Here is a 20,995-nt window from a genome sequence, read left to right on the forward strand (position 1 = left end):
CCCACGTCACCTATCTGGATTCACCGGTACGGCGCGTGCTGTCGATCGTTCCGGAAATGTACGACGAGATCTGGACCGCCGCGAAAGGCTTCTACAAAGTCGAACCGGTAGTCGCCGACGGCGGTGAGGTGATCCTCTACGCCCCGCACATCACCGAGATCGCGTCGAGCCACCGGGAGATTTATGACATCGGCTACCACTGCCGCGACTACTTCGTCAAACAGTGGGACCGGTTCTCACACATCCACTGGGGAGTCCTACAACAAGCGAGGAACAATTACGCGTACGGGTAACACTCGCGACCGGAATCCCGGAAGACGTGTGCCACTCCGTCAACCTCGGATATCTCGACCCGGCGACCGTCGACCTCAACGCGTTCGCCGCCGACCCCGGCACCATGGTGGTGCCCCGGGCGGGCGAGATCCTCTTCCGGCTGAAGCGCTGACCAGTCGGCGCCGGGGCGGCCGGAGACGCCCGGCGCCGGTCACGGTGCGCACGTCAGGACTGTCGCTCGTCGGCCAACTCGCGGTCGGCCGGATCCGGCCGGCGGCGATAGATCAGTCGGGTCCGGGCGTAGTGGCGCAATCCGTAGGCGCCGGACAGGACCGCGACGATGCCGAGTGCCGTCAACCCTTCGGCGAGGCCGACCGTCACCATCATGATCACGGCCAGCCCGAGGGCAGCGGCGAGGAAGACAGCCGCGGGTGCGTACGAGAAATTGCGCTTTTGCATTCTTGCCTCCTTTGCACAGCTGCACGGATCAAGCCGCCGACCGCTCCCGCTCAGGCGCGAACGGCTCGGCGCTGAACGGGTGGGTGCGGCCGACGCGGGAGCGGGCCAGCGAGCTGTCGTCGAAGTCGTGGCGGATGCGATCGACGACCGCCACGGCGCCCGGCACCTTCTCAGCCAGGCGGGTCGCGATGGCGGCGGTGCTGCGCCGGCCCACCGCGCCGGTGAGCGTCACCACCCCGTCGTCGACGCGTACCTGCACCTGGGTCGGCTCGATCCACAGGATCCGGCGCAGCACGTGCTCCACGACGTCGTCGCGGATGGCCGCGTCGGGCCGGGTCAGCGGGCGCAGCACGTCGGTGCGCGACAGCACGCCCCGCAGGCGTCCGTCCCGGTCGGTGACCAGCAGCCGCCGCACCTTCTTGCGCCGCATGGTCGCGGCCGCCTCGGCCAGCGACGCGCCGGCGTCGACGGTGACCAGCCGGGTCGTCATCACCTGCCGGGCCAGGGCGGCCTCGGCCTTGGCGGCGGGACGCCCGAAGACGGTCCGGTCGCCGGCGACCTTGGGCAGCAGGTCCGCCGCCGACACGACGCCGAGCACCTGGTCGTGCTCGCCGACGATCGGCACGGCGCCGATGCGATGGGTGGCGAGGAGGTCGGCGACCTCCGCGATCGGGGTATCCGGGGTCGAGGTGATCACGTCCCGGGTCATCACGTCGTCAACCAGCCATTGCCGCATGGCCGAACACCTCCTGTCTCCGGGCAGCCGCAAGCCTGCGCCGATCGGCGGATCCGAATGTTTCTGTACCTCCACCATGGCTGCCGGGACCCGCCACGGTCAGGTCCGGGAACGGCGGTCTTCGGCACGTCCCATTGCCGACGACCGGCAACCGCACCCCATCGAGGGCCCGGCGCGGCGCCGGGCCGGTCTCAGCGGCGGCTGAGCTGATCGGCCTTGTCCGCCAGCGCGGCCAGCACCTGCTCGGATGAGGCGCGGAAGCCGGCGACGCCCTGCTCTTCCAGGGTCAGTCCGACGTCGTCCATGTCGACACCGGCCGCGGCGAGCCGGCGCATCACCGCGGCGGCCTCGTCCACCTCGGCGTCGATGGTGCGGGCCAGGGTGCCGTGGTCGGTGAACGCCTCGATCGTCGTCTCGGGCAGGGTGTTGACCGTGTCCGGACCGATGAGATGGTCGACGTACCGGGTGTCGGGATAGGCCGGGTTCTTGGTGGAGGTGGAGGCCCACAGCGGCCGCTCCACGTGCGCTCCGAGGCTCGCCAGGCGCTGCCACCGCTCGCCGCTGAAGCGCTCCCGGAACAGCCGGTAGGCGAGCTTCGCCTGCGCGATCGCGGCCTGGCCGCGCAGCGCCCGCGCCGGGCCGGCGCCGGCCGCCTCCAGGCGGCGGTCGACCTCGGTGTCGACGCGGCTGACGAAGAACGAGGCGACACTGTGCACGCGCGACGGGTCGCCGCCGCGCTCGACGAGGGCTTCGAGCCCGGACAGGTACGCCTCGACGACCTGCTCGTACCGGGTCAGCGAGAAGATCAGGGTGATGTTGATGTTGCGACCCTCGGCGATCATCGCGCGGATCGCCGGGACGCCCGCGGCGGTCGCCGGGATCTTCACGAACAGGTTGGGCGCCGCGATCCGCTCGTGCAGCGCGCGGGCGGCCGCCAGCGTGGCCTGGGTGTCGTCGGCCAGGTCGGCGGCCACCTCGATCGAGACGAACCCGTCGGTCCCGCCGCTGGCGTCGTGCACCGGTCGCAACACCGCCAGCGCCGCGGTGACGTCGTCGACGACCAGCTGCCAGTACGCGTCCTCGAGCGGGAGTCCGGCCGCGGTCAGCGCCGCGAACTGCTCGTCGTAGGCGGCGGAGCCGAGGATCGCCTTGCTGAAGATGGTCGGGTTGGCGGTCACGCCCCGGATCCCGCCGGCGACCATCCGGGCCAGCGTGCCGTCGCGGAGGTAGCCGCGGGTGAGGTTGTCGAGCCAGGGGCTCTGGCCGTACTCGGTGTAGAGACGTTCCAACGGGGTCATCGCGTTCACCTTCCGGCTGGACGGACTCTTCTAAAGTCAAGATACTCGTACTTTACACCCGTACGCAGGCACCGGCGACGTCGCGCGCGAATACACACCGTTTCCGCAATTGTCCGGCGGCCGGCCGACTGATGGCGGCGGCTCATTTTTCACCCCGCCATTCGGCCGGCGGAAATCGGTGAATCGGCAGACTGCGACCCGCCGGACCCTAACCCGCGTTCGGGCTTTCTGTCACCGTTGTCTCACTCGATAGGTGACATGGGTAAGCATCGGGGTTGACCACTTCATCAGATCGATGTCGTACGGGATCTGCCGCCTTGGCCATGTGCGCCCGGGCCACTACAGTGCGAATCTTCCACACCGGACATTGCCGCATCACCGACGAATAAGGATGCTCATGCCCGACACTCCTTATCTGATCGCCGCCGTCGCGGTGCTGGCCGCGGCCGCCTTCGCCCTGTGGGCGGACCGGCGCTCCGGCACCCGCTCGGGCGAGCTGCGGGAAACGGCCGCCGAGGCCCGATCCACGCTCGCCGCGACCTGCTCGGAGCTCGCCGCGACCCGGTCCGAGCTGGGCGCGGCCCGCGCCGAGGTCGACCAGCTCACCGAGCGGCTCCGGCACGCGCAGGCGCCGATGGCGACCGGCCGGGTGGCGGCGGTGCACGCCGACGTCCGGCACGTCGAGGTGTTCGTCAACCTGTCCCGGCGGCTGCAGTCGCTGGTGCACCGGGAGATCAAGCTGCTCGACGGGCTGGAGAACGAGGTCGAGGACCCCGACCTGCTCAAGGGGCTCTTCCAGGTCGATCACCTGGCGACCCGGATCCGGCGGCACGCGGAGAATTTGGCGGTGCTCGGCGGGTCGGTGTCGCGCCGGCAGTGGAGCCGGCCGGTCGCGCTGACCGAGGTGCTGCGCTCCGCGATCGCCGAGGTCGAGCACTACTCGCGGGTCAAGCTGGTGCCACCGATCGAGGGCACGGTGCCCGGGCACGCCGTCGCCAGCGTCATCCACCTGGTGGCCGAGCTGATCGAGAACGCGACCATGTTCGCCCCGCCGCACACCCAGGTGCTGCTCCGGGCCCAGCAGGTCACCGCCGGGATGGCGATCGAGGTCGAGGACCGCGGGCTCGGCATGCAGCGAGCCGATCAGGAGCGGGTCAACCAGCTGCTGGTCAACCCGGACGACATCAACCTCGACGACCTGCTGCGGGACGGGCGGATCGGGCTCTACGTGGTCTCGGTGATCGCCCGGCAGCACGGGATCGTCGTGCAGCTGCAGACCAACATCTACGGCGGCATCCAGGCCGTGGTCATCCTGCCGCAGCTGCTGATCGGCTCGCCGCGCGAGGCCATGCCGGAGGCGTCCCGGCCGCAGAGCCTGGCGCAGGTGGAGGAGCGGCTCCACGGGCAGGAACGGCTCCCGGTCCAGGAACTGACGCTGAGCCTGACCCAGGACACCACCGAGATCGACCGGCAGTTGATCTGGCCGGCCGCCGCGCCGGATCCCGCCGCTCCGGTCCCGGCGGCCATCGCCCCCGCCCAGGCCGGGCCGCGGCACGTCGCGCACGCCGGCGCCGCGCCGGCTTCGGGCGTGCCCCGGCAGATGGCCACCGCGACCATCCCCGAGCAGCAAATCGTGCCCACGCCGTCGCGGCCCCCGCTCCCGCGTCGCCGCAGCCAGACCCATCTGGCCCCGCAGCTGCGGGTCGGCCCGGCGAAGCCGGCCGCCGAGCCGGCCGGTGAGCACGACGCGGGCCTGATGGCGTCGTTCATGAACGGCGTCTCGCAAGGCGAGGTGGACGCGCCCGGCCCGGAAAGTCATGGCCGCTGATCCCCCGCTCCGTCTCCTTGAGGAAGGCACGGCTCGCATGTCGCGCACCGATTCCACACGTACGTCGCAGGATCTCGTCTGGCTGTTGTCCGGCCTCGTCGATCGGGTCCCGGACACGAAGAGCGCACTGCTCCTGTCGTCCGACGGATTGCGCAAGGCCGCGCACGGGCTCGACGACGACGGCGCGGATCATCTGGCCGCAGTCGCCTCGGGCCTGTTCTCGCTGGCCCGCAGCGCCGGCAGCCGGTTCGGCGGCGGCGACGGGGTCCGGCAGGTGGTGGCCGAGCTCGACGATTCGCTGCTGTTCGTCTCGGCGGCCGGCTCGGGGGCGGTGCTCGCGGTCATCGCGGGCAAGGCCGCCGACCCGGGGGTCCTCGGCTACGAGATGGCCCAGCTGGTCAAGAGCGTCCGGCCCTACCTCTCGACGCCGGCCCGGCAGGAGGCGGCTGCGTTCCCGGGCGCGCTCGGACGGTGAACGTCCTGGGCACCGACGACGAGCACTGGTTCGACGACGCCGCGGGGCGCCTCATCCGGCCGTACACGGTGAGCAACGGCCGGACCGAGCCGACGACCCGGATGGAGCTGCTGTCGATGGTGATCGCCACCGGCCGGCGCCCGCACGGCCAGCTCGGCCCGGACCACGCGCAGGCGCTCGGGCTCTGCGGCAGCGTCACCACGGTGGCCGAGGTCGCGGCGCGGTTGCGGCTGCCCGCGGTGGTCACCAAGATCCTGCTCTCCGATCTCGTCGACTGGGGCGCGGTGGACGCCCGCTCCCCCGATCCGCTGGCTGATTCCTCGAACCCGGCAGTACTGGAGACCATCCTCAATGCCCTTGAACGACGGCTCTGACGGATTCCCGTCCGCGCTCAAGCTCCTGATCGCCGGCGGTTTCGGCGTCGGCAAGACGACGTTCGTCGGTTCGGTCAGCGAGATCGAGCCGCTGCGCACCGAGGAACTGCTCACCACCGCGAGCGTGGGCACGGACCGGTTGACCGGCGTCGAGCGCAAGTCGACGACGACGGTCGCGATGGACTTCGGCCGGATCACCATCAGCCAGGAGCACGTGCTCTACCTGTTCGGCACGCCGGGGCAGGAGCGGTTCTGGTTCATGTGGGATGAATTGTCCAGCGGCGCGATGGGCGCGATCGTGCTGGCCGACACCCGCCGGCTGGAGGACTGCTTCCCGGCCGTCGACTTCTTCGAGTCGCGGGGCATCGGGTTCGTGATCGCGGTCAACGAGTTCGACGGCACCTGCCGGTACGAGCCGGACGACCTGCGCAGCGCTCTCGACCTGAAGTCCGACGTCCCGATCGTGCACTGCGACGCCCGTGACCATCGATCCGCCAACGGTGTGCTCATCGGCTTGGTGCACCACCTGATCACCTCTCGAGCGCGCCGATGACCGAACGGAGAACCGGCATGATCTACGACCTCTCCGGGCATCACCCCCTGACCCCGGCGGATCCGGAGGTGCCCGCTCGCCTGCGCCGGCTGCACGATCTCGGCCTGGGCGACAGCCCGGACGCACAGCTCGACGAGTTCGCGCGCCGGACCGGCGAGATCACCAACGCGCCGCTGGCGATGGTGAACTTCATCCAGGAGGATCGCCAGTACCTGGGCGGCCTCTACACCGGCGCCACCGTTCCCGCGGCGCTCCAGGCCGGCTTGTCCGGCCGCATCTTCTCCCGCGAGCACGGCTACTGCCCGCACGTGGTGGTCCGGCGCAAGGCTCTGGTGCTCGACGACGTCTGCGACTATCCCCGCTTCGCCGGCAATCCGGTGGTGGACGAGATCGGCATCCGCTCCTACCTGGGCGCCCCGTTGATCGATCGGACCGGCATCGCGCTCGGCACGGTGTGCGTGGTCGACATCGAGCCGCGCCCGTGGGGCCGGCCGGGGTTGGAGACGATCAAGACGCTGGCCGCCGAGCTGGTCGCGGAAATCCACGCCCGCGAGGGAAACTGACACCTTCCGCGTGCGTGCCCGGCCATTCACGATCAACCCCACACGTACGCATCCGGTGTGCAATATCTTTTGCCGAGTCGCGCCGGAAAAGCGACGGGCCATGACCGATCTTCACTCCCGGTAATGACGCGACCCCATTGAGGAACCAAAGGTTCCGCTGTAAAGTTCCGTGGGGACAGACGAACCCATACCGAGGGGGCGAATCCGGCGAAACGCCATGCGTATCTCGCACGCCACCCGGGCGGAAAGGCCGCCCAGGAGATTCGCGGCGGCACGCCGGCACCCGCAAAACGCGCTCGCGCGGAAATGATCGCTCGCGGGCCCCCGAATCGGGGCCGGCGTCATCCCCGGCACGCCGGACGCAGATCGGCGGCATCGACAAAGAGCCGCGGGCCGCCCATGCGGTCCGGCGGTTTCGCGCAACGAGTGTGAGCATTCTGCAACTCCAGAAAGTTCCGGAGCAGCCGACATTCTGCCGCCGATCGAGAAGCACCGCCATGGCGGTGCCGGAACTGTCCGGAATGCTCACGAGGAGCACAGATGGACACCGAAGCCCTCAGCCAGGATGCTGTTCCCCCAGGAGCGACGGACGACCGGCCCGAGACGTCATCGCGGGCCACGCGAATGCTGAATTTCCTGCGTGAATACGCGCAAGGCTTTCTCAACTCACGATTGCTCGACGAGCGCCGCTCCCTGCCGCCCGCAATGGTGTCGGATTTCGCCGAGGCCGGCCTGCTCGGTCTGCAGATTCCGCGCCGGCACGGTGGGCAGGATCTGTCCCACGCCGACCTGAACAGGGTGTTCACCCAGCTCGGCGCGATCGATGCCAACCTTGCCGTGTTCTGCGCGGTGCACAACACCCTGGGCACGCCGCCGATCGTGCGGTCCGCGACCGAGGAGGTCAAGGGCTACGTGCTGCCCCGCCTGGCCCGGGGACAGGCGCTGACCACCAGCGCGATCAGCGAGCCGGGCATCGGCTCCCACGTCCGGGCGATGACCACCAGCGCGACCCGGCACGCGGACGGCTGGTACACGCTCAACGGCGCCAAGAAGTGGATCTCGCTGGGCGGGGACGCGCGGTACGTCAACGTGTTCGCCCGGCTCCGCGACGAGCAAGGCCGGCCGATGGGCATCACCGGCTTCCTGGTGGACAGCCGCACGCCCGGTTTCGACATCGGACCGGAGATGCTGACTCTGGGCCTGCGCGCGGTGCCCCAGTACGATCTCAGCTTCCGGGAGCTGCGGATACCGCCGTCCGCGCTGCTGGGCGTCGAGGGAGACGGTCTCGACACCGCCAAAGCGGCGTTCATGGCCGGCCGGGTGGTGCTCGCGGCGATGGCGCTGGGCGCGGCCATGCGCTCGCTCGAGCTGGCCCAGCGGTTCGCCAAGGGACGCACGGTCGCCACCGGTTCCCTGGCCGAGAACGGCCGGATCCGGCAGATCCTCGCCGAGGCCGGCGCCGGAGTGCAGGCGGTGGAAACGCTGATCGCCCAGATCGCGGCGCGCGAGGACGCGGGCGAGGACCTCCCCGATGCCTGGTATTTCTGCGCCAAGATCCTGGGCTGCGAGCTGGGCTGGAGCGCCATCGACACGGCCCTGCAGGTGCTGGCCGCCCGGGGTTACCTCGACACCAACACCGTCGGCCAGCACTTCCGTGACTACCGGCTGTTCCGGATCTTCGAGGGCTCCACCGAGGCGATCACCGTGTACCTCGGCACCATGCTCGTTCGCAATCCCGGCGAGCTCGTCAAGCTCGTCGATCAGGCGCACCCGACCGCGCCGCTGCTCAGGCTGGCCGACCAGGTCACGCAGATCGGCGCCGACCGCCCCGACGATGCCGGCGGACGGCACATCCACGCGGCCGTCGTCGGCGAGCTGGCGTGCTGGACCCTGCTGACCATGGTGACCAGCGAGGCGGCGCACCGATCCCCGATGCACGCGTACACCGCATCGTGGACCGAGCACCAGCTGGAGCAACGGCTGCGCCGGGCGCGACCGGCCGCGCACCGCGATCTGCCCTCGCCGGCCGAGTTCGCGGCCCACGTCGCCGGCTATGCCGGCGCCATCGGCGATGTCGACCAGCGGCGCTGGCCCGGCGAGGAGTGGCGAACCGATCCGCTGCTCCGGTGACCGGGGCCGTACGGTCGGTCACGGGCCGTATGGCCCTGCCGCGCCGCGGCCGCGCGACCGACGATGGCCGGAGACCCACCGAAGGGGTGAAGCCGTGATGAAGCACCGCGCCATCGTCGTCGGAACCGCCGGCGGCGGCTCCGGCACCAACGCCGTCGCCTGGGCGGCTCGCGAGGCACGGCTGCGCCGCCGGCCGCTGCGCATCGTGCATGTCCTCGAGTGGAATCCCGCCGAGGCCCGGGAGTCCGCCGGCAGCACGTACGTCGAACGCGTCTGGGCGTCCTCGACGGCGACGACCGACGCGGCGATCCGCCACGTCCGCGACCTCGCACCGGAGGTGGACGTCACCGCCGACACCCTGGTCGGCCACCCGGCCACCCGGCCGCCCGGCTGCTCGAGATCGCGCACGACGCGGAGCTCCTGGTTCTCGGATACCGCGGCCGCGGCGGATTCGCCGGCCTCCGGCTGGGGTCGGCCGGTCAGCGCGTCGCCACGCACGCCTCCGGCCCGGTGGCGGTCGTCCGTGGACACCCGTCCCCGGACGGCCCGGTCGTCGCCGGCGTCGACGGCTCCGCCGCCGCCGACCATGTCCTGGAGAGCGCCTTCACGGCCGCGGGCGTGCGGGCCGCGCGACTGATCGTGGTCCGCTCGGTCGCCGCGGATCGAGACGCCGCCGACGGCGACCTGCTGCACGAGCAGCTGGCGCCCTGGCGGGACAAGTTCCCCGACGTCGCGGTCGAGACGCTGCTGACCCACGACGACATCGCACCCACCCTGGTGAGCGCCTCGGCCGGCGCGCAGCTGGTGATGGTCGGCAGCCGCGGCCGCGGCGCCATCCGCGGCGCCCTGCTCGGCTCGACCGGCCTGCATCTCCTGCAGCACGCCGAGTGCCCGGTGCTGCTCGCCCGGCCGTGCGCCGGCGACCGGTGGGCCGGCTGAGCGAAGGAGCGGTCATCGGCATCGGGGCCGGTGCGGTAGCTTGGCATCGCAGCTGGGGAGGTGCGATGGCTCGACATGGGTGGCGAGTGGCTCGGGCCATGACCGCCGTGGCGGCGGTCATGATGGCGCTGGCCTGCAGCCCGACCGACAGTCCCGGCCCCTCGTCCGGCGCCCCGCCGTCGATGCCGTCGAGCGGCACCGACACGGTGCAGATCGGTGGACGAGACGTCACCGTGCACGTCCCGGCGTCCTACGATCCGGCCCGGCCCGCGCCGCTGGTTGTCGCGCTGCACGGATACACCTCCAACGCGAAAGAGCTGGAGACGTATCTCCACCTGACGCCCGAGTCGGATCGGCGGGGATTCGTCTACGTCTATCCGGACGGGTCGACCGACGATCGCGGTGATCGGTTCTGGAACGCCACCAACGCGTGCTGCTCGTTCTACGACCCGAAACCGGACGACTCGCGTTACCTCAGCGACCTCATCGCGATGATGCAAAGCTCGTACCGGATCGATCCCGCCCGGGTCTACCTGATCGGCCACTCCAACGGCGGATTCATGGCGCTGCGGATGGCCTGCGATCACGCCGACCAGGTCACCGCGGTCGTCGCCGTCAACGGAGCGGGCTGGAACGACCCCGCGCGGTGCAAGCCGTCCGCACCGGTGAGCGTGCTCGCCATCCACAGCAGCACCGACGAGACGGTCGCGTTCGACGGCGGCCTGATCAACGGCTCCGCCTACCCCTCGGCGGACGCCACGGTCGCGCACTGGCGGGGATTCGACCGCTGTGCCGACGCCGGCCGCGACGCTCCCGCCCTCGACCTGGTCTCCGACCTGCCCGGCGCGGAAACGTCGGTGCACACCTATGTGCAGGGTTGCGCCGGCGGCTCGACCGTGCAGGCGTGGACCATCAACGGTGGCTCACACGTACCCCAGCTCGGGCCCGCCTTCGCGCCCGCCGTGACCGATTTCCTGCTCTCCCAGGCCAAGCCGGCCCGGTGACCGGGCGCGGCGCGGCCGGGCAAACTCGTCCGCCCGGCGGGACTTTCGGCCCTGAACCGGTCCGGGGGCGATCTGTCACGGTGAGGTGACATCCTCAGTCCGGAGGTTCCGCCATGAACGCTCCCGCGAACGACATGACAAGGGCCGAGGCCCGCACAGCGCTCGAGGCCGCCGCGCGGGCTTCGCTGCGGGCGCCATCGGTGTTCAACACCCAGCCGTGGAAATGGCGCATCACCGGCGACGTCATGGAGCTGTCGTCCGATCCGGAACGCCGTCTCGGTGTGACCGATGCGGACGGACGGCTGCTGCTGCTCAGCTGCGGTGGCGCGCTGCATCACGCACGCGTCGCGCTGGCCGCCGCGGGCTGGGTCGCCGACGTGCGGCGCCTGCCGGACGAACGGCGCCCGGACCTGCTCGCCCGGCTGCGGGTGACCGGCCGCGCGACACCGGACCCGGCCGCGAAGGACCTGGCCGGCGCCATCAGCCGGCGACGGACCGACCGCCGTGCCTTCGGCGCGCGCCCGGTGCCGGAGGAGACGCTGGCCCGGTTGCGCCGGCTGATCGAGGCGCAGGGCGCGTACCTGCACGTGGTGCCGGACGATCGGGTGCCCGAGCTCGCCGTCGCGGTGGACGAGGCCGCCGACACGGAATACTTCGACCCCGCCTACCGTACGGAGCTGACCCGCTGGACCAGCCGCCCGGCCTGGACCGGTGACGGGGTGCCGCCGGCCACCGCGGTGGAACCGGCCCTGCGCCGGGTGCCGGCGCGCAACTTCCTGCCCGACGGCTCCCCCGGGCTGCTCGCCGGCGCCGACCACGACGAGGGCGCCACCTACGTGATCCTGTTCGGCGCCGGCGACACTCCGGCCGATCTGCTGCGCGGCGGGGAGGCGATGTCGGCGCTGTTGCTGCGGGCCACCAGCGAAGGCCTGGCGACCGCGCCGATCAGCGAGGCGGTCGAGGTCGCGTGGCCGCGCCGGCTGTTGCGCCGGCTGCTGTCCGACGTCGGCGAGCCGTACCTCGTGGTCCGGCTGGGCTATGTTGACTCCGACGAGGTGCTGCCCGTCTCCCCGCGGCGGGACGTCCGGGAAACCATCCAGATCGACGAATAGCCGAGGGGCGCCGCCCAGCAGCGCACGCCGATGCGACGAGCGACCGGTTCCCGGACGGAGGCGCTTGCGGTGCAGGAGTTCGCCGACTTTCTCGCCGGCCAGCCGCCGTTCGACGCGCTGACGGCCGAGGACATGGCCCGGTTGGTCACGCGGGTGGAGGTGGAATACTTCGCCGCCGGGGCGGTGGTCGTCGAGGGCGCCGAGCGGCTGCGGCACCTGTGGGTGGTCCGCACCGGCGCCCTGGAGGTGGTGGATCGGGGCCAGGTCGTCGACCTGCTCGGGGTCGGTGACACCTTCGGGCACCTCTGGCTGCTGGCCGACCTGCCACCGCGGCTGACCGTGCGCGCGCACGAGGACAGCCTGTGCCTGCGCATCCCCGACCCGCGGACCTTCCTCGCCCACCCGGAGCGGCTGCGGTTCGCCGCGCTCGACACGGTCCCGCGCTGGGAACCGCTCGCCGGCCCGGCCGTCCACGCGGGCGACCGGCGGCTGGCGGAGGTGATGCGCCCGATCGTCTGGTGCGAGGCGGGCGAGACGATCCGGGATGCCGCCGAGCGGATCGGCGCCGCCGGCACGTCCTGCGCGCTGGTGCGCACCGCCGACGGCCTCGGCATCGTCACCGATCACGACTTCCGGCGCCGGGTGGCCACCGGGCTGGCCGGCGTCGACGAACTGGTCGCGCGGGTGGCCTCGGTGCCCGCGCTGACCATCGACGAGGACGCGACCCAGGCCGCCGGGCTGCTGCGCATGGTGGAGCACGGCGTGCATCACCTGGTGGTGACCGACCAGTCCGAGCGGCCGGTCGGGGTGGTCCGGGTCGTCGACCTGGCCGCCGCCGAGGTACGCGATCCCCTGCTGGTCCGCTCGGCGATCGAGGGCGCCGCCTCGGCCGAGGAACTGGCCCGGGCGGCGCGCCTGTTGCCGACCACGATCGTCGAGCTGTGCGAGACCGGGGTCGCCCCCGCGCACATCGGGGCGGTGCACGCGGCCGTGGTCGACGCCGTCCTCCGCCGGGCGCTGGACCTGCGCGCCGACCCCGTGCTCGCCGAGGTGCCGCACTCCTGGGTGCTGCTGGGCTCACTGGCGCGGCACGAGCCGCTGCCGCTCTCGGACGTCGACACCGCGCTGGTCTGGGCCGATCCACCCGAGTCGGGGCCGGACCCGGCCGCGGACATCCGCGCGGCCGCCCGGGAGGTGCTGCGCGTGCTGGAGCGCAGCGGTCTGACGTTGTGCGCCAACGGCGCCAACGCCCACAACCCGCTGTTCAGCCGGTCCCGGTCCGGCTGGGCCGCGGCCGCCCGCGCCTGGCAGCGCGATCCCACCCAGGAGAACGCGCTGCTGCTGTCGGCGATGGTGGCCGACAGCCGCCCGGTCACCAACCTGCCGCTCGGCCGCGCCCTGACCGCGCAGATCCGCAGCCACACCCGCACCAAGCAGTTCCTGCGCGCGCTGCTCGACGAGGCGCTCGGCTGGCGGCCACCGACCGGATTCGTCCGGGACTTCGTGGTCGCCCAGGGCGGCAAGCACAGCGGCCGGCTGGACCTCAAGAGCGGCGGGCTCATGCCGGTGGTGGCGCTGGCCCGCTGGATCGCGATCGCCAGCGGCGACGCCCGCGGCACCACCACCGCCCGGCTGCGCCGCGGCGCGGAGGAGGGCCTGCTGACCACCGACGAAGCCGACACGCTGGCCGGCGGGTTCGACGCCGGCTACGGATTGCTGCTGCGGCACCAGGCCCGGGCCATCCGCGACGGCGTCCCGCCGACGAGGTATGTCGCCCCCGCCGACCTCGACACGCTCACCCGCCGGCACCTGCGCGAGTCGTTCCGCGCCGTCGCGCTGGTCCAGGCCCGGGTGGACCGCGACTGGATGCGGCGGCTCGACCGGTGATGCTGCGCCGCGGCCAGCCGCTGCCCGCCCCGGATCTGTCCCGGCCCTGGCGCGCGGCGGAATTCTGCGTGATCGACGTCGAGACCACCGGTCTGGATCTCCGCCGCGACGAGATCATCGCGTATGGGGCGGCGATCGTGACCGGCGCGCGGATCCCGTTCGGCCGCGCGACGTACGGCCTGGTGCGCCCGTCGCGTCCGGTGTCGGTACCGGCCCTCGCCGTGCACACGTTGCGCACCACCGACCTGGCCGAGGCGCCCACCATCGACCAGGTGGTGCCCGAGCTGGCCGACCTGTTGAGCGGGCGGGTCCTGGTCGCGCACGCGGCCTGGATCGAACGCGCCTTCCTCAACCGGGCGCTGCGCCCGCACGGGCTGCGGCTGGGCCGGGCGACGGTCGACACGGCCGCCCTGATGCGGGCCTGCCGGCTCGCCGACCGCCACACCGACGAGGAGCCGAACCTGGAGGCCGCCTCCCGCCGGCTCGGGCTGCCCGTGCACACCCCGCACCACGCCCTCGGCGACGCGTTCACCACCGCCCAGCTGTTCCTGGCGCTGGCCACCCGGCTGGAGACCAGTGCGGCCCGAGGAAGGAAGCCCCGCCCGCTGACTGTCCGGGACCTCTGCGCCATCTCCCGGCACCACCGCCGGTGAACCCCTCGGCGCAACCGCGTCAACGGCCTTTCTCGGCGGTGCGCCGAGGCCGGTGGGAGACAGCCCCACCGGCCCGTCACGCGCGACTGCCTACCGCAGGCTCCATTGCTGGTTGGACTGGCCGTTGCAGGACCACAGGATCAGCTTCGTGCCGTTGGCCGTGGCGGCGCCGTTCGCGTCCAGGCACAGGCCCGACTGCACGCCGGTGATCGTGCCGTTGCTGTTGACGTTCCACTGCTGGTTCGTCTGGCCGTTGCAGTCGTAGATGATGACCGCCGTGCCGTTGGTCGTGCCCTTGGCGTTCGCGTCCAGGCACTTGTTGCCGTACACCGTCAGCTGCTTGCCCGAGGTGGACGTCCAGAGCTGGTTGCTGCCGCCCCAGCAGTCGTACAGCTGCACCTGGGTGCCGTTGGTGGTGGACGCGTTCGGCACGTCCGCGCACCGGCCGGACTGCCCGCCGACGAGCTCCTTGCCGCCGCCGGTGCTGCCGCCGGAGGTGCCGTAGCCGGCCGCCACGATGTTGGCCTGCACCGAGTTCTCGGTGGCGTCGGACGGATAACCGGAGGTCATCACGCCCTCGTAGAAGGTGCCCGCGGAGCCCTTGCTGTTGTCGCCGCCGATGCCCAGGATGATCGCGCCCTCCTTGTGCATCGGGTTGTAGCCGGAGACGTTCGGCCGGGCGCCGTTGTAGTACGTGGACAGGCCGCCGGACTGCGCGTTGCCGGCCCGGATCGACCAGTGGTTGGGCTCGCCCTTCACGATCGCGGTCAGGAACCGGTGATTGACCGTCGGGTCGTTCGCGTTGTAGCCGGCGTTGATGCCGGAGAACAATCCGTTCTCCAGGTCGGCCATCACCCACGGCCCGTTGCCCGTGCCGTAGCCCCAGACCTTGATGTTGCCGAAGTAGATGGCCTCCATGTGGCCGTTGCCGGTGTCGTTGCTGCTGGTCTCGGCGTTGCCGTAGTCGAAGCAGCAACCGCCGTTGTAGTGCGTGCCGTCGAAGATCGCGTACATGCCCTCGGGCTGGTCGCCGGTCGCGATGCCGTTGGTGTTGTTGTTGCGGTAGCCGGTGCCGGGCGCGACGAAGACGCCGTACACCTTGTTGCCGTTGATGGTGATCGGGGCGGCGGTGGCGTTCGCCAGGTTGTCCGGCCCGCCGGCCGCGCCGCCGCCGGGCGCCTGGGTGAGGTCGTTGCCGCGCCCGGTCTGGTCGTAGATCCGGGTGATGAGGCAGGTGGTGCCGGCGCAGAACGAGTCCTGGCTGGCCGCGTCGGCATAGCCGCCCGCGCCGACCGGCCCGATGCTGCGGTATGTGTTGTCGGAGGCGCGCCGCACCTGGTAGAGCGACCCGGTGTAGGAGCCGTAGAGGGCGCGGGTGGTGCTGTGCGCGGCGACGCACGGGGTGCCGCCGGACGCGTAGATGTCGCACGGCCCGGTGCCGGCGGCGTGGGCGGGGGCCACCGCGGCCAGGATGCCGCCGAGCAGACCGGCAACGCCGGTCACGGACAGCAGCATCCGCCGGCGAGAGCGTGGGGAACTGGTGGACATGGGGAACCTCGCTTGTCGTTCCGGGGACGGTGACCGGGCGGGAGGCGCCCGGCGGGGGAAGCGATGCGGGTCGGGAGGTGGCCACAAATTGTGAACGTTAACTAGTGGTCGCCGTCGATTGTCACGCCGGCATCAACGGCTAGTCAACGAGCCGTCTCCGTGCGCTCGTATCTAGATAATCGTCGAAGTTCGCTGCGCCGGGGCCCTGGTTGCCGGCCCGCCGTCGACATGCATCGACATGTCGTTTCACGCGCCAATATGTGAACGCTAACCAGGTTGTTCCGCAGCGGACGGCCTTGCCGAAATCATCTTAGTCATTAAGGTAATCGCATGGGCATATCGACCGACTTCTCGGTGGCCATCGCGGGCGCCGGCCTCTCCGGCCTCTGCCTCGCCCAATACTTGACGCGCGCCGGCATCGACGTACACGTCTACGAGCGCGACCAAGGCCCCTTCGTCCGGCGGCAGGGCTATCGGATCATCCTCGACCGGCACGGGCTGGCGGCGCTGCAGGAGAGCCTGCCCCGCCCGCTCTACCGGCTGGCGCTGGTCACCGGCGACGAGCCCGGCGGGCACGTGCGCTTCACCGACAGCCGGCTGCGGGACGCCTTCACCGTCAACTTCAAGGAGGAACCGCACGCCACCCGCCAGGTCGACCGGCTCACCCTGCGCTCGATCCTGACCACCGGGCTGGACGGCCGCATCCACTACGGCAAGGCCGCGGTCGCGATGGACGACGGCGGCCGGGCCGGGCTGCGGCTGCGGTTCGCCGACGGCACCGCCGCCGTGGCGAGCGTCGTGGTGGGCGCGGACGGCGTCGGCTCGGCGCTGCGTCCGCAAATCACGCCCGACGCCGAGCCGGCGAGCACTCCGATGGTGGGGGTCTACGGCCGCTCGCCGCTGCGGCGCGACGGCGTGAGCGTCATCCCGGAGGCGCTGCGGAACAGCGGGGTCCTGGCCATCGCCGATCGGCCGGGCCGCGCCTTCTTCTTCACCTCGATGCGGTTCGGCGAGCGCCCGCGGGAGGCGTTCGCCCGGCTGGCCCCGGGCAGCTACCCGCCCACCGGCGACGACTACGTGATGTGGGGGCTGTTGCTCCAGCAGGAGGAGGTGCCGCCCGGCCTCCGCGGGAACCTGCTGGCGCTGCGGGAGCTGGCGGCCCGGATGACCACGGATTTCCACCCGCTGATCCGGCGGCTGGTCGACACCGCGGAGCTGGACGCCACGGTCCTCAACCCCTTCGCCACCGGCCGGCGCCCCGGGCGATGGGCGGTGCCCCGGGCGACGATGATGGGCGACGCCGTACACGTCATGCCGCCCTTCGGCGCGCACGGCGGCAACACCGCGCTGCGCGACGCCGCCCTGCTCGGCCACAAGCTCGTCGAGGCCCGCTCGAGCGGCGCGCCGGTGGAGGAGGCGATCGCCGGCTACCAGGCGGAGATGGTGCCCTACGCCTTCGACGCCGTCGACAACGCCGCCCGGCTGATGCGCCGCCTCACCGGGGGCGCGGCCGCGCCGCACTGGGTGCTGACCCGCGTGCTACCTCGGCTGCACCGGGTCACCGTGCCGGAGGCATGATGGCGGCATGCCCCAGGAGCCGGCCCGTGCGTCCGCGATCACCGACCTCATGCGCGCCGGGCGGGAGAATTCGCGGCTGTCCATGGTCTTCCGGTACGCCATCGCCGACCGGCTCGGCGTCACCGTGAGCGACCTGGAGTGCCTGGACTTCCTGGCGGACGTCGGATCCGCCACCGCCGGGCAGGTCGCCGAGCGGACCAACCTCACCACCGGGGCCGTGACCAGCATGCTGCGCCGGCTCCAGCAGGCCGGCTACATCACGGCCGAACGCGATCCGGCTGACCGGCGGCGGATGATCGTCGCCATCCGGCCGGAACGGATCGCCGAGCTGGACCGGCCGTACGAGCGGTTCGCCGAGCGGGTGCGGCGGCTCGTCGAGGGCTACCGCGTCGAGGAGGTCATGCTGCTGGTCCGGCACTTCGGCCGGCTGCAGGAGTTGTACCTCACCGAGCTGGAGCGCCTCCGCGGCTCGGCGGAGGGGTCGTCGCCCGGGTGACGGGTGCCGCCGCTCGGCGGCACCCGTCAGATCCGAGAGGCTCCGTCAGATCCGAGAGGCTATTGCAGCGACCACTGCTGGTTTCCCTGACCGCCGGCGACGCAGGCGTAGACCTGCAGGCCGGTCCCGTTGCCGGTGCCCTGGCCGATGGCGTCGAGGCATTTGCCGGACCCGGTGTTGACCACGTTGCCGTTGGCCTGCACCGTCCACTTCTGCGCGCCGCTGCCGTTGCAGGTCCACAGGTTCACGCCGGTGCCGTCACCGGCGACGTTCAGGCATTTGCCGCTCTGCGGGTTGACGAGCGTGTTGTTGGTGTAGTTCCAGGTCTGGTTCCACTGCCCGGTGCAGTCGTACAGCTGCAGCCGGGTGCCGTCGGCGGTGCCGTACCCGATGATGTCCGCGCAGCGCCCACTTGCCCGGCCCTTGAGCGCACCGCTGGTTGCCGGCGGCGGCGTGGTGACGGGCGGGGTGGTGACCGGCGGGGTGGTCGGGCCGGCCGTGGTCGGCGACGTCGGCGGGCTGCTGGGAATCAGCGAGCATTTGGCGGTGTACTTGGAAACCCGGGTGTTGTCCTGCAACGACGGGCACATGAACGGGGTGTATCGGGTGTCGCCGTCGACGAAGATCTTGAGCCACGGGATCTGCGTCCGCAGCTCGATGTCGTTCGCCTTGGTCCAGAAGAGGTGGTCGGCGCCGCTGTACTGCACGTACGCCCCCGGGGTGTCGGCGCGCAGACCGGGATAAAGACCATCGAGGTACGACGGGGTCACCACCGTGTCGTTCTGGCCGCCCTGGATCAGCGTGGGCACCCGGTCGTCGTTCAGGTTCCCGGACGGGAAGAACGGCGCGAGACCGATCGCGGCCTTCAGGGACGGGCGCTGAGTGGCCGCGTAGAGGGCGCCGCCGCCGCCCATCGAGTGGCCGATCACGGCGAGCCGGCTCGCGTCCACCCGATCGCGTACGGAGCTCCGCGACGTCAGGTAGTCGAGCGCGGCCAGCAACTGGGTGCCCCGGGCGGTGTCCCAGTCGTTGGTGCTGTTGGTCTCGACCCCGATCACGACGAACCCGAACGACGCCAGCCGCGGCCCCATCCAGGCTTCCTCGTCGGCGAACCGGGCGGTGTAGCCGGGCACGATCGCCACCGCGCCCCAGGTGCCCTGGCTGGTGTCGGTCGGGTAGTAGATCGTGCCGCCGTTGAAGCCGTTGCCCGGCGACACGTTGATCTGCGCGGTGGCGAACGGCCCGTACGTGGCGGCGATGCTGGCCACGGTCGGATTCGGACCGCGCTGGTACGGGCTGTCGGCGGCGGACGCCGATTGGGTCGCGACCGCCGTGGCGGCCACCACCGCGCCGAGCGCCGCCGACGCGCAGAGCATGCCGAGACGCCGGCGGGCCGGACGAGGGGGAGCGTCGCCGATGTCGGGGGTGTGCATCGTGGTACTCCTCTGCTGTCGATGACGGGTGCGACGGGTGGCCGTTGCCGGCAGGCGAATCCGCCTGCCGGCAACGGCTCGATGGCTGGCGCCGTACGCCGCTAGCGCTGCAGGGTGAGCAGGCCCGGACGCCACGGCAGGTTGTTGTAGTCGCCGCCGGCGTTGGGGTCCTTGCCCTGGTAGAGCAACTGCAGGTTGCAGGCGTCCACGGTCTTGGTCTGGTCCGGGTTGTTCCGGACCAGGTCGCCGTGGCTGATGTCGTTCGTCCACGAGGCGCCGCTGTTGGCCTTGCCCGCGAACGGGTTGCTCTCGCTCGCCGCGTTCGGGGTCCACGACCCGCTGAGGCTGCTGGAGGTGAACGACCGGAAGTAACGGCCCTGGCTGCCGATCGCCTCGACGATCATCAAATACTGGTTCTGCCCGGCCACCTTGTACACCTCGACCGCCTCGAACAGGTTGTTCGTCGAGTCACTCATGATCGTCGTGTACGAGGAGCCGAAGCTGCCCGGGAAGTTCCCGATCGGCATGCTCGCCCGGTAGATCTTGCCGTTGTCGCCGGCGAAGAACAGGTACATGTTCTGGCTGTCACCGATCAGCGTCTGGTCGATGACACCGTACGGGGCATCGGCGATCGTCCCGGTGAACAGCGTCTGCGCGCTGGACCAGCCGTTGGCGTTGGTCGGGTCGCTGGAGGTCTTGTAGCTGAACGACGTCGGGCCCCACTGGTACGCCAGCACCCAGATGTTCTTCGGCGCGAAGTACAGCAGCGTCGGGGCCACCGTGCCCTGGCTCATCCCGTTCTGGCCGGCCGACGCCATGTCGGACCAGTTGGTGAACGGGGTGAAGTTCATCGAGCCGTACGAGCCGTTGGCGACGTTGGACGCGTACACCAGGTGCTTGCCGTTGTAGACGACGTTGGTGAAGTCCTTCAGCGACGTCCAGCCGTTCTTCGGCTGGGCCAGCGCGCCCGTCGACGACCAGCGGTAGCTCGACGGAAGGGCGCAGCCGCTCGGCGACGACGTCGGCGGGGTCGTGGGCGGAGTGGTCGGCGGCGTCGTGGGCGGGGTGGTTCCGCCCAGGGAGACGAGCTGGAACTGCTGGTTGGCCTGGCCGTTGCAGTCGTAGATCTGGACCTGCTGGCCGTTACCGGTGCCCCAGACGTCGAGGCAGCGGCCGGACTGCACGCCGGTGATGGTGCCGTTGGAGTTCACGTTCCACTGCTGGTTGCCCTGGCCGTGGCAGCTGTAGATCTGCACCGCCGAGGCGTTGCCCGAGCCGGCCGCGTCCAGGCACATGTTCCCGTACACCCTCAGTTGCTTGTCGGATGTGTACGTCCACTGCTGGTTCGACGCGCGGTTGCAGTCGTACAGCTGGACCCGGGTGCCGTTGCTCTGCGAGGCGTTCGGCACGTCGATGCACCGGCCCGACTGCGTGCCCCGGATCTCGTTCGTGCCGCCCGGGGTGGTGGGCGACGAGGTCGTGGGAGTGGGCCCGGTGGGAGTCGGCCCGGTGGTGGTCGGCGTCGGGGTGGCGGCGTTGAGGGCGTTGAGGACCGAGTTGTACGCGGCCTTCTTGTTACCGCCACCGTCGAACAGCAGCGGGCTCTCGTTCGAGCGCCAGGAGTCGCTGTCACGCACGCCCCACACGGTGATACCC

At 71.2% G+C, this 20,995-nt stretch carries 20 protein-coding genes and 2 pseudogenes; 16 read left to right on the forward strand and 6 right to left on the reverse strand.

Annotated features, from left to right (window positions below; all coding sequences use genetic code 11):
* Positions 1-293: pseudogene (locus ACFQS1_RS39015) on the forward strand (lactate racemase domain-containing protein); the annotation flags it as partial.
* 26 nt (positions 294-319) lie between these two features.
* A complete protein-coding gene (locus ACFQS1_RS39020) occupies positions 320-445 on the forward strand; it encodes a hypothetical protein (RefSeq protein ID WP_378977831.1) in 126 nt (41 codons plus the stop codon).
* Between the two features lie 53 nt (positions 446-498).
* On the opposite strand, the gene ACFQS1_RS39025 is transcribed toward ACFQS1_RS39020, so the two are convergent.
* From ACFQS1_RS39025 to tal, 3 genes are all read right to left on the reverse strand, one after another.
* The gene (locus ACFQS1_RS39025) at positions 499-732 is read right to left on the reverse strand and encodes a hypothetical protein (protein ID WP_378977833.1); all 234 of its coding nucleotides are present in this window, start codon (positions 730-732) and stop codon (positions 499-501) included.
* A 28-nt stretch (positions 733-760) separates the two neighbouring features.
* Entirely contained in the window at positions 761-1,468 is a 708-nt protein-coding gene (locus ACFQS1_RS39030) for a CBS domain-containing protein (RefSeq protein WP_378977835.1), read from the reverse strand.
* 191 nt (positions 1,469-1,659) lie between these two features.
* On the reverse strand, positions 1,660-2,766 hold the full coding sequence (gene tal, locus ACFQS1_RS39035; protein WP_378977838.1) for a transaldolase: 1,107 nt from the start codon (positions 2,764-2,766) through the stop codon (positions 1,660-1,662).
* Between the two features lie 397 nt (positions 2,767-3,163).
* On the opposite strand from tal, the gene ACFQS1_RS39040 reads away from it, so the two are divergent.
* From ACFQS1_RS39040 to ACFQS1_RS39095, 12 genes and pseudogenes are all read left to right on the forward strand, one after another.
* On the forward strand, positions 3,164-4,594 hold the full coding sequence (locus ACFQS1_RS39040; protein ID WP_378977840.1) for a sensor histidine kinase: 1,431 nt from the start codon (positions 3,164-3,166) through the stop codon (positions 4,592-4,594).
* A 37-nt stretch (positions 4,595-4,631) separates the two neighbouring features.
* Complete coding sequence (locus tag ACFQS1_RS39045) at positions 4,632-5,069, forward strand: roadblock/LC7 domain-containing protein (RefSeq protein ID WP_378977842.1); 438 nt, start codon at positions 4,632-4,634, stop codon at positions 5,067-5,069.
* Entirely contained in the window at positions 5,066-5,443 is a 378-nt protein-coding gene (locus tag ACFQS1_RS39050; protein WP_378977844.1) for a DUF742 domain-containing protein, read from the forward strand. Before ACFQS1_RS39045 ends, ACFQS1_RS39050 begins: the two co-directional genes overlap by 4 nt.
* Positions 5,421-5,996: a GTP-binding protein gene (locus ACFQS1_RS39055; protein ID WP_378977846.1), complete on the forward strand. Its 576-nt coding sequence runs from the start codon at positions 5,421-5,423 to the stop codon at positions 5,994-5,996. Before ACFQS1_RS39050 ends, ACFQS1_RS39055 begins: the two co-directional genes overlap by 23 nt.
* Positions 5,993-6,559 (forward strand): GAF domain-containing protein, encoded by a 567-nt coding sequence (locus tag ACFQS1_RS39060; protein WP_378977848.1) that lies wholly within the window; start codon positions 5,993-5,995, stop codon positions 6,557-6,559. The genes ACFQS1_RS39055 and ACFQS1_RS39060 overlap by 4 nt, the downstream gene beginning before the upstream one ends.
* Positions 6,560-7,099: 540 nt before the next feature.
* Positions 7,100-8,689, forward strand: a complete 1,590-nt coding sequence (locus tag ACFQS1_RS39065) for an acyl-CoA dehydrogenase family protein (protein WP_378977850.1) — start codon at positions 7,100-7,102, stop codon at positions 8,687-8,689.
* 97 nt (positions 8,690-8,786) lie between these two features.
* Positions 8,787-9,008 (forward strand): annotated as a pseudogene (locus tag ACFQS1_RS39070) (universal stress protein); the annotation flags it as partial.
* Positions 8,909-9,628, forward strand: a complete 720-nt coding sequence (locus ACFQS1_RS39075; RefSeq protein ID WP_378977852.1) for a universal stress protein — start codon at positions 8,909-8,911, stop codon at positions 9,626-9,628. The pseudogene ACFQS1_RS39070 and the gene ACFQS1_RS39075, both read left to right, overlap by 100 nt.
* A 98-nt stretch (positions 9,629-9,726) precedes the next feature.
* The gene (locus ACFQS1_RS39080) at positions 9,727-10,632 is read left to right on the forward strand and encodes a CE1 family esterase (RefSeq protein WP_378977854.1); all 906 of its coding nucleotides are present in this window, start codon (positions 9,727-9,729) and stop codon (positions 10,630-10,632) included.
* A 113-nt stretch (positions 10,633-10,745) separates the two neighbouring features.
* On the forward strand, positions 10,746-11,744 hold the full coding sequence (locus tag ACFQS1_RS39085) for an Acg family FMN-binding oxidoreductase (protein ID WP_378977856.1): 999 nt from the start codon (positions 10,746-10,748) through the stop codon (positions 11,742-11,744).
* Positions 11,745-11,813: 69 nt separating this feature from the next.
* Positions 11,814-13,631, forward strand: coding sequence for a putative nucleotidyltransferase substrate binding domain-containing protein (locus tag ACFQS1_RS39090; RefSeq protein WP_378977858.1), 1,818 nt, complete (start codon positions 11,814-11,816; stop codon positions 13,629-13,631).
* On the forward strand, positions 13,631-14,284 hold the full coding sequence (locus tag ACFQS1_RS39095; protein ID WP_378977870.1) for a 3'-5' exonuclease: 654 nt from the start codon (positions 13,631-13,633) through the stop codon (positions 14,282-14,284). The genes ACFQS1_RS39090 and ACFQS1_RS39095 overlap by 1 nt, the downstream gene beginning before the upstream one ends.
* A 90-nt stretch (positions 14,285-14,374) precedes the next feature.
* Here the strand turns inward: ACFQS1_RS39095 and ACFQS1_RS39100 are convergent, their stop codons facing one another.
* Entirely contained in the window at positions 14,375-15,832 is a 1,458-nt protein-coding gene (locus tag ACFQS1_RS39100) for an arabinofuranosidase catalytic domain-containing protein (protein ID WP_378977860.1), read from the reverse strand.
* 330 nt (positions 15,833-16,162) lie between these two features.
* Here ACFQS1_RS39100 and ACFQS1_RS39105 point away from each other — a divergent pair, with 330 nt between their 5' ends.
* Together ACFQS1_RS39105 and ACFQS1_RS39110 are read left to right on the forward strand one after the other, a co-directional pair.
* Positions 16,163-17,410, forward strand: coding sequence for an FAD-dependent oxidoreductase (locus ACFQS1_RS39105; RefSeq protein WP_378977862.1), 1,248 nt, complete (start codon positions 16,163-16,165; stop codon positions 17,408-17,410).
* Positions 17,411-17,417: 7 nt separating this feature from the next.
* Positions 17,418-17,906, forward strand: coding sequence for a MarR family winged helix-turn-helix transcriptional regulator (locus tag ACFQS1_RS39110; RefSeq protein WP_378977864.1), 489 nt, complete (start codon positions 17,418-17,420; stop codon positions 17,904-17,906).
* Between the two features lie 59 nt (positions 17,907-17,965).
* Here ACFQS1_RS39110 and ACFQS1_RS39115 read toward each other — a convergent pair whose 3' ends face one another.
* Together ACFQS1_RS39115 and ACFQS1_RS39120 are read right to left on the reverse strand one after the other, a co-directional pair.
* Positions 17,966-19,339, reverse strand: coding sequence for a poly(ethylene terephthalate) hydrolase family protein (locus ACFQS1_RS39115; protein WP_378977866.1), 1,374 nt, complete (start codon positions 19,337-19,339; stop codon positions 17,966-17,968).
* A gap of 101 nt (positions 19,340-19,440) precedes the next feature.
* The coding region (locus ACFQS1_RS39120; protein ID WP_378977868.1) for a non-reducing end alpha-L-arabinofuranosidase family hydrolase at positions 19,441-20,995 on the reverse strand (1,555 nt) is incomplete at its 5' end.

The sequence above is a fragment of the Paractinoplanes rhizophilus genome, from assembly GCF_042664765.1.
In the GTDB taxonomy this organism is placed as follows: domain Bacteria; phylum Actinomycetota; class Actinomycetes; order Mycobacteriales; family Micromonosporaceae; genus Actinoplanes; species Actinoplanes rhizophilus.

Excerpts from the sequence above, each read along its gene's own strand:
- ACFQS1_RS39115 (WP_378977866.1), bottom strand. The coding sequence starts at position 19,339 with ATGCACACCCCCGACATCGGCGACGCTCCCCCTCGTCCGGCCCGCCGG.
- ACFQS1_RS39030 (WP_378977835.1), bottom strand. The coding sequence starts at position 1,468 with ATGCGGCAATGGCTGGTTGACGACGTGATGACCCGGGACGTGATCACC.
- ACFQS1_RS39105 (WP_378977862.1), top strand. The coding sequence starts at position 16,163 with ATGGGCATATCGACCGACTTCTCGGTGGCCATCGCGGGCGCCGGCCTC.
- ACFQS1_RS39085 (WP_378977856.1), top strand. The coding sequence starts at position 10,746 with ATGAACGCTCCCGCGAACGACATGACAAGGGCCGAGGCCCGCACAGCG.
- ACFQS1_RS39045 (WP_378977842.1), top strand. The coding sequence starts at position 4,632 with ATGTCGCGCACCGATTCCACACGTACGTCGCAGGATCTCGTCTGGCTG.
- tal (WP_378977838.1), bottom strand. The coding sequence starts at position 2,766 with ATGACCCCGTTGGAACGTCTCTACACCGAGTACGGCCAGAGCCCCTGG.
- ACFQS1_RS39100 (WP_378977860.1), bottom strand. The coding sequence starts at position 15,832 with ATGTCCACCAGTTCCCCACGCTCTCGCCGGCGGATGCTGCTGTCCGTG.
- ACFQS1_RS39095 (WP_378977870.1), top strand. The coding sequence starts at position 13,631 with ATGCTGCGCCGCGGCCAGCCGCTGCCCGCCCCGGATCTGTCCCGGCCC.
- ACFQS1_RS39065 (WP_378977850.1), top strand. The coding sequence starts at position 7,100 with ATGGACACCGAAGCCCTCAGCCAGGATGCTGTTCCCCCAGGAGCGACG.
- ACFQS1_RS39080 (WP_378977854.1), top strand. The coding sequence starts at position 9,727 with ATGACCGCCGTGGCGGCGGTCATGATGGCGCTGGCCTGCAGCCCGACC.
- ACFQS1_RS39040 (WP_378977840.1), top strand. The coding sequence starts at position 3,164 with ATGCCCGACACTCCTTATCTGATCGCCGCCGTCGCGGTGCTGGCCGCG.
- ACFQS1_RS39055 (WP_378977846.1), top strand. The coding sequence starts at position 5,421 with ATGCCCTTGAACGACGGCTCTGACGGATTCCCGTCCGCGCTCAAGCTC.
- ACFQS1_RS39110 (WP_378977864.1), top strand. The coding sequence starts at position 17,418 with ATGCCCCAGGAGCCGGCCCGTGCGTCCGCGATCACCGACCTCATGCGC.
- ACFQS1_RS39025 (WP_378977833.1), bottom strand. The coding sequence starts at position 732 with ATGCAAAAGCGCAATTTCTCGTACGCACCCGCGGCTGTCTTCCTCGCC.
- ACFQS1_RS39060 (WP_378977848.1), top strand. The coding sequence starts at position 5,993 with ATGACCGAACGGAGAACCGGCATGATCTACGACCTCTCCGGGCATCAC.